Genomic DNA, 13,997 nt, shown 5'->3' on the forward strand with positions numbered 1-13,997 from the left:
ATTTAAGTAAACGCAAGAAATTTAAATTGTCGAGAAAATGTGTTATCTTTCTCTTCTTTTTTGAGGAAGATTTTTTTGTACTTGTTTCTGTCATAAAATTCTCCTCTCGATTTCTTTTTTCATTTGGATTTCCTTAATGTTGTTTAATAAGATATGGAATTTCGTCTAACCATAAGAGCATGGATTCATGCATTTATATTTATCTTATCGTCATATTTCCCCCTAAGGCGCTTAATATCCTCTCTAGGTGGAAAACCAAACATACGGGAATATTCACGGCTGAATTGCGATGGACTTTCATAGCCTACTCGGAATGCCACATCAGCGGCATCTGTTGACTCGGATAATAATAAGCGACGGGCTTCCTGCAGTCTCAGTTGTTTTTGGAACTGTATCGGGCTCATCGCGGTTACTTCTTTAAAATGTCTATGAAGTGAAGAAACACTCATGTTTGCTATTTCCGCAAGTTCCTCAATGCGAAAAGCCCTCTCATAGTTATCCAGGATATGTTGGATAACATCACTAATTTGAAAAGTAGAGCTTCCTTCTATTGCTATTTGCCCCAATACAGATCCATGCTGCCCTTGCAGAACCCGATAGAGAATTTCCTTTTTGAAAAGAGGAGCAAGTACCGGTATATCCTTAGAATTTTCTAGTAATAAAGCTAATCTGATTACTGCATCCAACAAAGAAGGCTCGACCCTGCTGACAAACATACCTCGTTTTGCACTTTCTTTTGGGCCAACCCGAATTTCGGAATCACTCAATACCTCTAAGATTTGACTTGGTGTAAATTCAAGCTTAATAGCTAAATACGGAACGTTGGAGGAAGCTTCTATTACTTGGCCGGTAACCGGCAAGTCAACGGATGCAACCAGGTAATCGGCAGGACTGTACCGAAAGCGTTCCTGCGCAAGAGATACCTCCTTCACGCCTTGAACGATAATGCAAAGGGAAGGTTTGTATACTCTGTAAACTGGTTCGGTAACATTAGACTCTCGAATGAAAAATAAAGAGGGAATATCGGTAGCATGAACCCCGTCCTTGCCTGAATAACGTTCAATGAGTTTAGCGAGTTCATCCTGCTGATTAAAGATTTGTTCTGACATACAATCCTCCTTGGTTCATCATCAATGATGTTTCTATTATAATGCCTCTTCAATTAATGCGTAAGTAGTAGTGAGAGGATTAGGCAATCTTTTGCGATGAATGGGATACCGATTACGTTTTTATTTATTGGATAATAAGTGAGTAGAAAGAGAAACAACTGAAAAATAAATGAAAGGAAGATAAATATGCAAAAGCGCAAATTAGGAAAAAGTGGATTAGAAGTTTCTGCGATTGGGCTTGGTTGCATGGGAATGAGTCATGGTTACGGACCAGCGTCAGATAAGAAAGAAATGATCTCCCTAATTCATAAGGCGATTGATCGTGGCGTGACATTCTTTGATACCGCCGAAGTGTATGGCCCATATGTGAATGAGGAGCTGGTAGGCGAAGCCTTAGCTCCATTTAAGGGAAAGGTGGTTATCGCCACAAAATTCGGTATCCAAATGGAAAACGGCAAGCAGGTGCTTAACAGCAAACCGGAGTGCATTAGGCAATCAGTCGAAGGCTCACTTAAACGCCTTAAAGTTGATACGATAGATCTTTACTATCAGCATCGTGTTGACCCAAGTGTGCCGATTGAGGAAGTAGCCGGAGTCGTTCAAGACCTAATCACGGAAGGCAAGGTTAAGCATTGGGGACTTTCTGAAGCAGGGGTAGGAACAATTCGCCGGGCACACGCTGTTCATCCGCTTACGGCCATTCAAAGTGAGTACTCCATGATGTGGAGAAGTCCTGAAGACGAACTGCTGCCTGTGCTTGAAGAACTAGGAATTGGCTTTGTACCATTCAGCCCGCTAGGAAAAGGATTTTTAACCGGAAAAATTGATAAGAATGCTACTTTCGTTAACTCGGACTTCCGCAACATTGTACCTCGCTTTATGCCGGAGAATCTCGAAGCGAACCAGGTTTTGGTCGAATTGATCCAAAACTTAGCTGCAGTAAAAGACGTAACGCCGGCTCAAATCGCCCTAGCCTGGGTGCTTGCCCAAAAGACTTGGATTGTTCCAATTCCAGGCACGCGTAAATTGGAACGTCTGGAAGAAAATCTTGGTGGAGCTGAAGTAAAGCTGACTCCTAAGGAACTAAGTGATTTGAATGATGCGCTATCGAAGATTGAGATTGCGGGAGACCGCTACCCGGCGGAATACGCTAATAGAGTTGGAAAATAACAGACATATGACATATAAAACTGGAGGATTTCAGATGCAAAAAGTAATTTTGAACAATGGAGTAGAAATGCCTTTATTAGGCTTCGGTGTTTATCAAATTCAAGATGCAAACGAATGTGAACAAAGTGTGTATGAGGCTATTCTAGCTGGCTATCGTCTGATTGATACCGCTGCTTCTTATCTGAATGAAGAAGCAGTTGGGAGAGCGATCAAACGGAGTGGCGTGCCAAGAGAAGAACTTTTTATTACCACGAAACTTTGGGTTCAGGACACTGGCTTTGAGAGCACGAAGAAAGCTTTCGAAAAATCTCTGGAAAGACTGCAATTGGATTATTTGGATTTGTATTTAATTCATCAGCCATATGGCGATGTATTTGGTTCTTGGCGTGCTATGGAGGAATTGTACCGTGAAGGTAAAATCAAGGCTATTGGAGTGAGTAATTTCCATCCAGACCGGTTGATCGATTTAATCATTCATAATGACATAATCCCTGCTGTTAACCAGGTTGAAACACATCCCTTTAACCAGCAAATAGAAAATGCTAAATTTATGAAAGAGAACAATGTTCAAATAGAATCATGGGGCCCATTTGCTGAAGGACGAAATAACATGTTCCAGAATGAAATTTTAGTATCAATAGCGGAAAAATATAATAAATCCGTTGCCCAGGTGATTTTACGCTGGTTGACACAAAGAGGAGTCGTTGCGATTCCAAAATCTGTTCGTAAGGAAAGAATTATCGAAAACTTTAATATCTTTGACTTTGAATTAAGCATTGAGGATATGGAGAGGATTGCTGCGTTAGATACGAAAGAGAGCTTGTTCTTTTCGCATAGAGATCCTGAAATGGTAAAATGGATTGGTACCCGCAAATTGGATATTTAACACTAAAACAAGTTAATATCGTAATGACTAATCATTAATATAATTGAATCAGTAGATGCAGGATTGTTACTAGTCGCAGGCAAAACCTTAATGGATTGTTACTGCTCATTTTAGGCAAAACCTTAATCGCTAAAATTGGGAATCATTAACTGTCTCTTTTTGGAGGCAGTTTTTTTCTGCCTCCATTTTTATTAAAAAGAAGCAAAAGAAGCAAATTATGACGATAGTAAGGCGGAAATCAAAGAGATATTACTGGTGCAAAAAATTGAAACAGAGTATACAACATGGCTTGAGGAAAAGAAAAAGGACTATGATATTAAGAACACACTTGCGGAAGTATAGTAAAAGAAAAGTCAAAAGCACTAATGTGATGTAGGGCACATTCAATTAAAAAATCTTGTTGTAAAATAAGAATAATAGCTTTTTAATGGAAATGTGAATATATTTGTTGTTTTATTAGAAAATGTATTAGATACTGTTGATGGGTGCCTATTTGGTCCAATTGAATGATCAAATGGGGACCGAACAAAAATTTGAATAATAATCTAACAAAATTTTTAATGCAAACAATTTGAGGTGAAGATTATGCAAACTACTTTAGAAAATCCAAAAGATAAAACGGCAGCACCTTTTTCAAGAACGAATCCATTTCAAGCGAAGGTTCTCAACAATGTAAATTTAAATGGAGCAGGTTCTAGTAAAGAAACGCGTCATATTGAGCTATCATTAGAGGGATCAGGCCTATCTTATGTGCCAGGTGATGCCCTTGGTATTATTCCTGCGAATGACCCAGAACTGGTGGCTTCTCTAATAGACGAGATGGCGTGGGATGAAGAAGCAAGTGTAATCATTAATAAACAGGGTGAAACACTTCCACTTCAAGAAGCTTTGACATCTTATTTTGAAATCACACTATTATCGAAAAAAATCCTGCAGCAGGCAGCTGACTTTACAGAAAATGAAGAGCTAAAAAAGCTTGTGTTAGTTGAAAATGCGAATCAGCTGAAAGAATATACCAATGGTAGAGATCTGCTTGATATGTTCCGTGATTTCGGTCCATGGAAAGCTTCAGCACAAGAGTTTGTTTCACTTTTAAGAAAAATGACTCCGCGTCTTTATTCCATTGCCAGCAGCATCGCCGCTCATCCTGGTGAAGTGCATTTAACGATTGGTGCAGTTCGGTACACGGCTCACAGCCGCGAGCGAAAAGGGGTATGTTCAGTTTTAGTTGCAGAACGTGTTCAAGAAGGGGATACGCTTCTAGTATTTGTTCAGCCAAATAAACACTTCCATCTTCCAGAATCCCAAGAGAAAGATATCATTATGGTTGGTCCTGGGACAGGAATTGCCCCATTCCGTTCCTTTATCGAGGAACGTGCAGTGAATAAAGCTGCTGGAAGATCATGGCTGTTTTTTGGAGACCAGCATGCGGCATCAGATTACCTTTATCAGGACGAGTTAGAGAAGTATCAAAAAGATGGAGTACTGACAAGAGTAGATACTGCGTTCTCCCGTGATTCTGAACAGAAGGTATATGTACAGCATAAAATGCTTGAAAACAGTAAAGAATTGTATGCATGGCTGGAAAATGGAGCTTACTTCTTCGTTTGTGGAGATAAGCAATATATGGCAAAGGACGTCCACGAAGCGCTTCTTACCGTAATCGAAAAGGAAGGAAGCATGACTCGTGATGAAGCTCAGGCTTATCTGGATGATATGAAGGGTCAAGGGCGCTACCAGCGTGATGTATATTAAATTTAATTAATTGTTTTCCAAAAGAGTGACTTTATTCCGCATACAGCGGACAATGAAGTCACTCTTTTTTGCTTAGAGGGCAGCAAACTTATAATCTTAGATTCAGTTAAGTAGTTGATCCCTTCTACATTACCGAAATCCACTTTTTGATTCGGTGACCAGTCACATAGAACCTTTCTACGTTACCGAAATCTATTTTTGAATAGGTGTTCAGTCACATAGACCTTTTCTACGTTACCGAAATCCTCTTTTGACTCCGTTTTAAGTCACGTAGAGCCCTTCTACGTTACCGAAATCCACTTTTGATTCGGTGTTCAGTCACAAAGACCCTTTCTACGATACCGAAATCCTCTTTTGACCCTAGTTTCAGTCACATAACGTCCATTAATTCACTTTTTTAACCTAAGATTAATTTTGAATTTAAGATTATCTTAAGGTTATCCCAATATAATGGGAATCAGTTAAGGTTACTATTTAAATTCGGAGGAATTATTATATGAAAAAGAATTATACCAAAATTGTCCATGATTTGTTGATGGCCATTACGTTTGTGCTTCTAATGAATCCAAGAGTATTAGACGGTTTACCTTTTCATGAAATAGCTGGTCTGGTAATAGGAGTTGCAATCCTTGTCCATATAGGTTTGAACTACCAATGGGTGATCAATACAACCAAAAAAATATTAGATCCAAAACTCCCAAAAAAAACGCGATTTAGTTACTTATTAAATATCCTCCTTTTAATTTCAATGGCTGCTGTCATTGTAACAGGGATACTTATTTCTAGAGTAGTTTTGCCAAGCTTCGCTATTGAAGGAAGTCATACAATCCGTGAACTCCATGGTTTTTCTGCGGATGCAACACTTGCTTTAGTGGGTCTTCATGTTGGGGTACATTGGCAATGGATCATGAGTATTTGTAAAAAGGCGTTTAAATCGAAGGAAGGAAAACTTAGGAAGGGCGTTTTAGCATCAGTTATTCTATCACTTGCCATTTTGGCAGGGGGTATTCAATGGTTTGCCTCAACTGCAACCCCAAGCAATGGTGAATTGATGGCAAAACAAATGCAGCAAAGTGAGCAGGCAACCACTAATGGGAACACAACGAACCAAGGGAATATGACGAATACAAATCAAGTTCCGCCTAACGGTGATTTTCGTGAAAGAAAATTCCATGGAAAAGAGGGACATGGTGGGAGCAGTAATCTATTTCTCGTCGTCCTTAACTACTTTGCAATATGGGCAGCCATCATCATTCCTACCTACTATATAGAAAAACGATTATTAAGGAAAAAACGAGAATCAAGGCTTCGTGCTCAAACCTCATAACAAAAAGCCCGCTTCATGGTAAGCGGGCTTTTTGTTAGTATTCAATGAAAGTAAAAAAGACTTAACCCCTTGGTTAAGTCTCTATATTAAATTTCTCACTTATTTGTCCCTTTCCTAATTTTTTTCTCATTTATATTTTATCGAAAAGGATTATCCTATAATCCTTTTGGTTTCGATATTATTAATAATATGAAGTTTTTATTCCATAATGGATAATGCTAATCAACACCTCCTCATAATTAAAATTGTATGGTTCTGATCACCTGGACCGATGAAATCTAACGCGGCAGGAGAAAATACTGGAACTTTTCTTTTAACGCCCTCGAAAAGTATTCGGATTTGTCCATGAACTACATCAGACTGGAAGACACCGCCTCCCAAGAAAATCCTCTTTTTGACTCTCCTTTCGAGGACAGCCTTATTTTTTTTACTAACAGTGCGTTCCATATTGAGCACTTCCACTTTCTCGTTAAGCTGCAATAAATTCTTCGTCGTTTGAAGCACTTCTTCTTCAATCGAAGCGACAATCCCGATCTCACGTTTATTTAATACCAAGACGAAGTGGTAGCCTGTCTCCGATTTCTTCTGGACAACCGCTGCTTCATCCGTAATAATCGTGACGAATTCTTCGGATTTGTTCGTTTGTGAGTCTGGAGAGATTTCTTTTTGCTTGATGACTCGAAATATTGCTTTTGCTCCAATTTCTTCAAAGTCAAAGGGTCTAATACTTTGGGTGCGGACGAGATATAATTCAGCAACCTTCCCTTTGCTAGTTAATTGGATACATAAAGCAACATCATCATTCACCGCCTTTCCCTCACCGTTCGAGAGCATTGGGACATTCATGTTCATTCCTGGAAATTGAACGAAGATGTAGCTGAAGTTTTTCTTAGGCTGTACATTCAGAAGTCTCATAAACTCACAACCTTTCCGATTTTGTAATAGGGTTTTTCCCCGTATAGGTTTATAAATTCAATATTTTTTTTTACTTTCCTTTCAAGGTATGCAGAGTTTTCATCGTCACTTTCTTATGAAATCCGATGGATAATTCCTTTTGTTGAGTATTTATGAGCAATTCTATTATCGAAAAACAAAGATTGGAAAGTTTTTTGTCGTATCATTTAATGAAATTGATAAAAAAAATCAATACCTATTGACACAAAAGATTATTCGTATTATTATTATCTCATATTCAAGATATTTTAATTCAAGATAAAAACCACTAAACCCAAAACGAAAAATAAATTAAATATCTAAGAAGGAGTGAAAATAATGGAACTATTAGGATTACATCATGTATCAATTATGACCGGGAAAGCCGAAAAAAATTATGATTTCTATACGAAAATTTTAGGGATGAGGCTGGTGAAAAAAACAGTCAATCAAGATGACACAAAGTCATACCATCTATTTTATGCAGACGCAGAGGGAACACCTGGTACGGAGATCACCTTTTTTGACATCCCTGGACTTGGAAATTCTTACAGAGGAACTTCTGAAATTTCTACTGTCTCTTTGAGAGTTAAAACTACAAATTCATTGGAATTTTGGATGGAACGTTTTAGCTACTATGGAATTGAACATGGTGAAATTGAAAAAAGAGCTCAACGTGATACTTTAGCTTTCAGAGACTTTGATGGAACTCGATTAATGCTTGTTGCAGATAACGGTGAAAAAGGTGTAAGAGGGGGTATTCCTTGGCAGCGGGATGATATTCCAACAGCACATGCCATTATAGGTCTCGGGCCTGTAACACTTACTGTTGGAATTTCTGAACCAACGATTGGAGTCCTTACTGAAGTCATGGGTTTTCGATTTGTCGGTTCTTATCCATCCCTTGAAGGGGAGTTCCCAGAAATTCTGGTTTATGCAACTGGAGAAGGAGGCAGCGGGGCTGAAGTTCATATTGAGACAAGGCCAGATTTGCCAAGAGCTCGGTTAGGCCGTGGAGGAGTCCATCATGTTGCTTTTCGGGTTCCGAATGAAGAAGAATACGATCAATGGGCACAGCGCCTAAAGGACAACCGTCTTCCAAATTCAGGAAAGGTAGAGCGTTTTTATTTTAAAGCGTTATATTTCAGAGAGCCAAATGGTATTTTGTTTGAATTATCAACCGATACACCAGGGTTTGCAACTGATGAACCTATGGAAACAATGGGGCAAAATTTAGCATTACCGCCATTTTTAGAGCCTCGTCGAAAAGAAATTGAAGAAAATTTACGGCCTCTAGAACTGAATTGAACGATTGGATTTTAAGGTTCAAATGAAGAAAAAACTTTAATAATCTAAGAAACGCACTGGTGAAATTTCCGCCAGTGCGTTTTTAATTTCATTATCTTGCTTTTATATTTAAATATGCTTTTTTTAAATCGAAAAAGAGTTATATTGATATTAACAAAACGCTGGAGGTGGACAATATGATACATGAGGATTCAAACGGTGAAATGATAACCGATGAAAAGTGGCAGGCCATAATCAGTAACGATGCATCGTATAATAATCACTTTTTCTATGCTGTTAAAACCACAGGGATTTTCTGTAAGCCTTCATGCAAATCGCGCATTCCTAAAAAGGAAAATGTCCGAATCTTTCAAAACGCAGAAGAAGCACTATCGGCCCATTTTCGTCCGTGTAAACGATGCAAGCCGACAAATGAGAGATTACCTGATAACGAATGGGTTGAGCTCATTACAGAATACATTGATAAGAATTATACTGAAAAGCTGACGCTAGAAACATTGGCTGAAATGAGCCACGGGAGCCCCTATCATTTGCATCGGACTTTTAAAAGGGTTACCGGTATTAGTCCTGTAGAATATATCCAGCGTATCAGAATAAATACTGCGAGAAATTTATTGCTTCAGTCTGACCTAGCAATTGCGGAGATTGGAAAAGAGGTAGGGATACCTAATATTCCCTATTTTGTTACCTTATTTAAAAAAAGGATTGGATCCACTCCTGCCCAATATCGAAAATTTCAAGGTAATTTGGAGGTACCTCAAAAATGAAGACTCAAATAAAAACAACCATATATTGGTCACAGTGTATATTTAAAGATTGGAAATTAAATATTGCGGCTTCAGAGAAAGGACTTTGTTTTGTTGGCTCACAGAACAAACCGTTTGAGGAGTTGGTTGCTTGGGCAGAAAAACGATTACCTGGCAGCTCTCTCGTGGAGGATCGGGAGAAGCTAGAGCCTTATGCAGCCGAACTAATGGAATATTTTGAGGGGAAACGAAAAAATTTCTCTGTCCCGTTTGATATTCATGGTACAGAGTTTCAAGTAGCTGTTTGGAATGCACTTTGTGAGATTCCGTTTGGAGAGACAAAATCCTATTCTGACATTGCAAACTGTATTCATAAACCCGCCGCTGTTCGAGCAGTTGGCGTGGCAATTGGTGCTAATCCGGTGTTAATTACCGTGCCATGCCATCGTGTTGTTGGAAAAAATGGCTCGTTGACCGGCTACCGAGGCGGATTAGAGATGAAGACACAACTCCTTGATTTGGAGCGGCAAGGATTTCAATAAATATTAAGCATTGATGAGGCTTACTGGCCTCATCTTTATTTTTTTAGCTAAGGGACCGTTCAAAATGAAAACATCGATTCCTAAATAAAAATTAGAAAATTCAGAGGAATTTGTGCCTATTATGTTGAAATAATAAATCAAAGTTAATTTATGGTTCACCCTTATTTATCAAAAAATTAGCAATTTTTAAGAGAGGTGAAAAATGAGGAAAATCGTAATATCTGATATTCATGGTTGCTCAACGGAGCTTGATCTTCTTTTGCACAAATCCAAAGCTCAACCAGATGAAGTTATTTTTCTAGGAGACTATATTGACTCCGGACCAGATAGTATGGGTGTAGTAGATAAGGTAATAGATTGGTGCGGCCAAGGTGCAACGGCATTACTAGGCAATCATGATGATTTATTTTTACGATGGCTGGATGATAAAGAAATCATATTTTACTATGGCAAAATTGGCGGAATGGCTACGATTAATAGCTGCCTACAAAGACTTGGAATGGACACTGTTGAATACTCTCAATTGCTGCATGACCAAATAAAAGAAAATGAAGTAAGAGACACCATCAAAGATTGTTTTCGTAAACAAATTTTCTTCTTACAATCGCTCCCATTATATAAAAAGGAGCCAGAATTGATTTTTGTTCACGCAGGAATTAATCCAAAAAAAGGATTGGAAAAAACGACTAAAGTTGAGTTTCTCAATCTTCGTGATGAATTTATTTATGAGTATAAAGGTTGTGAAACGATCATTTTCGGTCATACACCAACTAGAAGATTACATAATCATAATAATGTATATTTTGGTCCGAACCGAGTAATCGGGATCGATGGAGGATGTGCTTTTGGCGGACAGTTAAATGCATTAATCATAACCGATGGCCAGTTTAGTACAGCATCAGTATTAAGAAAATAAAAAATGGAGGCAATGTAATCATGTCAAATATTCCATCAATACTCAAAGGATTGCGTATTCCTGTAATCGGCGCACCTCTTTTTATCATTAGTAATCCGAAACTAGTCATTGCACAGTGTAAGGCAGGAATTGTTGGCTCAATGCCGGCACTAAATGCCAGGCCTGCATCCAGCCTCGATGAATGGTTAGCTGAAATCACAGAAGAACTGGCAGCGTACAACGCACAGAATCCGGACCGGCCTGCTGCCCCGTTCGCGATTAATCAAATCGTACACAGGTCTAATGATCGGCTCGAGCATGACGTGGAATTGTGTAAGAAGTATAAAGTTCCTATTATTATTACTTCCCTTGGGGCTCGTGAGGATGTTAATGCCGCCATACATAGTTACGGTGGAATTGTGATGCATGATGTGATCAATAACAAGTTTGCACACAAGGCTATCGAGAAAGGGGCAGATGGGTTGATTGCTGTTGCTGCCGGTGCTGGCGGTCATGCTGGAGTGAAAAGCCCGTTTGCGTTGATTCAAGAAATACGCCAATGGTTCAACGGTCCGCTTGCATTGTCCGGATCGATTGCAAATGGTAATGCGGTATTAGCAGCCCAAGCGCTGGGGGCTGATTTTGCTTATATCGGATCGCCTTTCATTGCGACCCATGAAGCGAATGCTGTTGATGAATATAAGCAGGCAATCGTTGATTCTACATCTGACGATATTATTTATAGTAATTTGTTTACAGGTGTCCATGGAAACTATCTGGCTCCATCCATCCGGAAAGCTGGGTTGGATCCTGAGGCCCTTCCAGAAAGCGATCCATCTAAGATGAGTTTTTCCGATGGATCATCAAAGCCGAAAGCGTGGAAGGAAATCTGGGGATCCGGCCAGGGAATCGGGGTCATTAATGAGGTCACGGGTGCAAGAGAATTCGTTGACAAGCTATATCGCGAGTATATGGCAGCAAAAGAGAGAATCGTTCATATCGGATAAAAAATTCCCGCAAAAAAGGCACCACCAATTGTTTGCGTAAACATAGTGTATTAACGAAACGCTATAGCAATAAGTTGTATACCCACTATGTAGAGACAGGGCAGTATGAGAAGGCAGTGAATATTTCTGATTTATTATTAGAGGATGTAAAAGTAGACTAAATGTAATGAAAGGAAAACAAAGAAGGCAACTCCCCTGTTGCTTGTGGTCGTTGCCTTCTTCTGTACTTATTTATCAGGAACAGCATCCTTCTTTAGTTGAATCTCTTTTACCTTTTGATATTGTTCGTCAGGCCACCAAGCTCCACAGTCGTCAGAAACAACGCAAGCCGCACATTTTTGTAAATCATAGACTATCATTCCGGTAATGGGAGGGGAATAAAGATGGAGAGTGATCAAATCAGTATTGTTAGAAGCTTTCATTTTATGGATGGCTTTTTTCGGTGCATAAAAATGTTTCCCTTTATGATGGTATTCATGGAACATTTCAGATGGCAAGCCATTTCCTTTCACCTCATAAACCGAATTCAGGGAGGTGCCGGAAAGGACTTGGATCCAGCCGTGGGAATTGCCATGATCATGGGGGGCGCATTCCAACTGAGACCAATTCATCACGAGCATCTCGACTTCTTCATTTTTATAAAGCAGCTTCCGATTGTACGGCTTTCCCTCGGATGGTTCCGGTAAGACAGCAAGATCATCAAGTTTCAGATCTAATTGTAATAAAGCTTTTTTCAACTCGGCTTTTGATGGGCATTTTAAGGAATCCAACACATTCCTAATCCTGCTTGTCAAAGTCATAAAGCTATCCTCCTATGGGCGTTTATTCTTTAAGAGGCTAAACAACATAGGCACAAGCTGACCATTAACCACAATGACTCCAATTATAATTATGATTCCCCCGGCAGCACTTATGAATAAAACTTTTTCCTCTAAAAGCAAAACCGCTGCAATTAAAGTCGAGAGAGGCTCTAAATATAAAAACATCGAGACCTTTGAAGCTTCTAAAATTTCAAGTGCCTTCCCCCAATACCAATAGGCAACGCCAGAAACGAAAACCCCCAGAAACAACAAGTGTGCCCACTCAGTATGAGTTAGGAGTGAAAGGGATTCCCACCCTCTGTTCCGGATGATAAAAGGAGTGGTAAGAATCAAGCCAAGTAAACTAGAATAAAATGTCACTAAAAGAGGGGAATAAGGGATTTTTAAAGATTTTAAGAGGACCGAATAAACAGCCCAGTTCAATGTGCTCAGAATCATGAGAAAAAGGCCAATGTTCAGGGTAATTTGAAAGGATTGTCCACTTCTTGTCGTTGTGACCAACAACACACCTGTTATGGCCAGCACCATACCCGCTGCCTTAGTCATACTCATCTTCTCATGCAAAAAGAGAATGGACAAGATAACCGTAAAGATGGGGGAAAGCGAAATGAGCCATCCAGCAGAAGACGCATTGATCGTCAGCAATGCTGTCGCTTGTAGGACTTGATGCACAAATACCCCAAGAATGCCCAATATCATTAAATGGGGAATATACTGAATCGATATTTTTAGCCTGGTACGCTGCATGAGTAATAACGACAGAAGAAATAAGGTTCCTATTCCAAAACGAAGAACGAGTATTGAATAGGGGTCAAGCTTTCCAAGAACCGCCTTGGTCGATACAAATGAGACTCCCCAAAAACTAATGGACATTAACGCATATAGTGAAGCGGTTAGCCTAAATCTATTATAAGTCACGTCTGAACATCCCTTTCAGCAGAAATGATCGTTATTTCATCATATGCTTGTCCAAAAATAAGATGTTTGTGACTTTTGCAAAAGTAAATAATGTACAAATCTAAAGAAAAACACAATCTTAATCGGACAAAATAAGCAGCTTTAACTACCTGGAATGATCTAGCCTCTAGATATTTTGGTTATAGCCAACCTGATTATAAAAGGAAAAAACGGTAATAACTTTCAATATTTTTTCAGAACCATAGACAAGGATATCTTCATAAAATAGTTTATCTAACTATGAAGGTGTTTTTGTTGATGAACTATAGAGATACTCAACCCCAACCCATAATAGGTCAGGCGTGGACTGGTAAACATGTCATATTACTACATTGCACGGCAAATAACCAATTTATTGGCCTATATAAAAGCTTTCATGCACCGACAGAGCCGCCGAGATTCAATTGTTCTGAAACTCTATCTCAATTACTCAGTATTGGCTATCATATTCATGCTGTAACAGCTATTTCGCCCAATCATATTCAGTATGTATTGGTTTTATAAAAAAAGAGTTCGAACCATTTAAACTGGCACCTTTGTC

At 39.1% G+C, this 13,997-nt stretch carries 13 protein-coding genes; 9 read left to right on the forward strand and 4 right to left on the reverse strand.

Annotated elements, in window-relative coordinates:
- Positions 1-185 precede the first annotated feature (185 nt).
- Positions 186-1,109: an AraC family transcriptional regulator gene (locus V7161_RS24570; protein ID WP_335715441.1), complete on the reverse strand. Its 924-nt coding sequence runs from the start codon at positions 1,107-1,109 to the stop codon at positions 186-188.
- 186 nt (positions 1,110-1,295) lie between these two features.
- On the opposite strand from V7161_RS24570, the gene V7161_RS24575 reads away from it, so the two are divergent.
- The 4 genes from V7161_RS24575 to V7161_RS24590 all read left to right on the forward strand — a co-directional run bounded on the left by V7161_RS24575 (position 1,296) and on the right by V7161_RS24590 (position 6,247).
- Positions 1,296-2,279, forward strand: a complete 984-nt coding sequence (locus V7161_RS24575; protein WP_335715442.1) for an aldo/keto reductase — start codon at positions 1,296-1,298, stop codon at positions 2,277-2,279.
- 34 nt (positions 2,280-2,313) lie between these two features.
- Positions 2,314-3,165, forward strand: coding sequence for an aldo/keto reductase (locus V7161_RS24580; protein ID WP_335715443.1), 852 nt, complete (start codon positions 2,314-2,316; stop codon positions 3,163-3,165).
- A gap of 585 nt (positions 3,166-3,750) precedes the next feature.
- Positions 3,751-4,920 carry a sulfite reductase subunit alpha gene (locus V7161_RS24585; protein ID WP_420491657.1) on the forward strand — a complete coding sequence of 390 codons (1,170 nt, stop codon included), beginning with the start codon at positions 3,751-3,753 and terminating at the stop codon, positions 4,918-4,920.
- Between the two features lie 496 nt (positions 4,921-5,416).
- Positions 5,417-6,247, forward strand: coding sequence for a DUF4405 domain-containing protein (locus tag V7161_RS24590; RefSeq protein ID WP_335715445.1), 831 nt, complete (start codon positions 5,417-5,419; stop codon positions 6,245-6,247).
- A 222-nt stretch (positions 6,248-6,469) separates the two neighbouring features.
- On the opposite strand, the gene V7161_RS24595 is transcribed toward V7161_RS24590, so the two are convergent.
- A complete protein-coding gene (locus V7161_RS24595; protein ID WP_335715446.1) occupies positions 6,470-7,162 on the reverse strand; it encodes a hypothetical protein in 693 nt (230 codons plus the stop codon).
- A gap of 357 nt (positions 7,163-7,519) precedes the next feature.
- On the opposite strand from V7161_RS24595, the gene V7161_RS24600 reads away from it, so the two are divergent.
- From V7161_RS24600 to V7161_RS24620, 5 genes are all read left to right on the forward strand, one after another.
- Positions 7,520-8,488, forward strand: coding sequence for a ring-cleaving dioxygenase (locus V7161_RS24600; RefSeq protein WP_335715447.1), 969 nt, complete (start codon positions 7,520-7,522; stop codon positions 8,486-8,488).
- A gap of 176 nt (positions 8,489-8,664) precedes the next feature.
- The gene (locus tag V7161_RS24605) at positions 8,665-9,255 is read left to right on the forward strand and encodes a bifunctional transcriptional activator/DNA repair enzyme AdaA (RefSeq protein ID WP_335715448.1); all 591 of its coding nucleotides are present in this window, start codon (positions 8,665-8,667) and stop codon (positions 9,253-9,255) included.
- Positions 9,252-9,776: a methylated-DNA--[protein]-cysteine S-methyltransferase gene (locus V7161_RS24610; protein ID WP_335715449.1), complete on the forward strand. Its 525-nt coding sequence runs from the start codon at positions 9,252-9,254 to the stop codon at positions 9,774-9,776. Before V7161_RS24605 ends, V7161_RS24610 begins: the two co-directional genes overlap by 4 nt.
- A 202-nt stretch (positions 9,777-9,978) precedes the next feature.
- A complete protein-coding gene (locus tag V7161_RS24615) occupies positions 9,979-10,692 on the forward strand; it encodes a metallophosphoesterase (protein WP_335715450.1) in 714 nt (237 codons plus the stop codon).
- 20 nt (positions 10,693-10,712) lie between these two features.
- Entirely contained in the window at positions 10,713-11,678 is a 966-nt protein-coding gene (locus V7161_RS24620; RefSeq protein ID WP_335715451.1) for an NAD(P)H-dependent flavin oxidoreductase, read from the forward strand.
- A 227-nt stretch (positions 11,679-11,905) separates the two neighbouring features.
- Here the strand turns inward: V7161_RS24620 and V7161_RS24625 are convergent, their stop codons facing one another.
- Together V7161_RS24625 and V7161_RS24630 are read right to left on the reverse strand one after the other, a co-directional pair.
- Entirely contained in the window at positions 11,906-12,478 is a 573-nt protein-coding gene (locus V7161_RS24625) for a cysteine dioxygenase (protein ID WP_335715452.1), read from the reverse strand.
- Positions 12,479-12,490: 12 nt separating this feature from the next.
- Positions 12,491-13,417: a DMT family transporter gene (locus tag V7161_RS24630; protein WP_335715453.1), complete on the reverse strand. Its 927-nt coding sequence runs from the start codon at positions 13,415-13,417 to the stop codon at positions 12,491-12,493.
- Positions 13,418-13,997 lie beyond the last annotated feature (580 nt).

The sequence above is a fragment of the Neobacillus drentensis genome (assembly GCF_036965425.1).
Classification (GTDB): domain Bacteria; phylum Bacillota; class Bacilli; order Bacillales; family Cytobacillaceae; genus Neobacillus; species Neobacillus drentensis_F.

Bases quoted from the DNA above. Each gene is read 5' to 3' on its own strand.
- V7161_RS24570 (WP_335715441.1), bottom strand. From the start codon at position 1,109: ATGTCAGAACAAATCTTTAATCAGCAGGATGAACTCGCTAAACTCATT.
- V7161_RS24575 (WP_335715442.1), top strand. From the start codon at position 1,296: ATGCAAAAGCGCAAATTAGGAAAAAGTGGATTAGAAGTTTCTGCGATT.
- V7161_RS24580 (WP_335715443.1), top strand. From the start codon at position 2,314: ATGCAAAAAGTAATTTTGAACAATGGAGTAGAAATGCCTTTATTAGGC.
- V7161_RS24585 (WP_420491657.1), top strand. From the start codon at position 3,751: ATGCAAACTACTTTAGAAAATCCAAAAGATAAAACGGCAGCACCTTTT.
- V7161_RS24590 (WP_335715445.1), top strand. From the start codon at position 5,417: ATGAAAAAGAATTATACCAAAATTGTCCATGATTTGTTGATGGCCATT.
- V7161_RS24595 (WP_335715446.1), bottom strand. From the start codon at position 7,162: ATGAGACTTCTGAATGTACAGCCTAAGAAAAACTTCAGCTACATCTTC.
- V7161_RS24600 (WP_335715447.1), top strand. From the start codon at position 7,520: ATGGAACTATTAGGATTACATCATGTATCAATTATGACCGGGAAAGCC.
- V7161_RS24605 (WP_335715448.1), top strand. From the start codon at position 8,665: ATGATACATGAGGATTCAAACGGTGAAATGATAACCGATGAAAAGTGG.
- V7161_RS24610 (WP_335715449.1), top strand. From the start codon at position 9,252: ATGAAGACTCAAATAAAAACAACCATATATTGGTCACAGTGTATATTT.
- V7161_RS24615 (WP_335715450.1), top strand. From the start codon at position 9,979: ATGAGGAAAATCGTAATATCTGATATTCATGGTTGCTCAACGGAGCTT.
- V7161_RS24620 (WP_335715451.1), top strand. From the start codon at position 10,713: ATGTCAAATATTCCATCAATACTCAAAGGATTGCGTATTCCTGTAATC.
- V7161_RS24625 (WP_335715452.1), bottom strand. From the start codon at position 12,478: ATGACTTTGACAAGCAGGATTAGGAATGTGTTGGATTCCTTAAAATGC.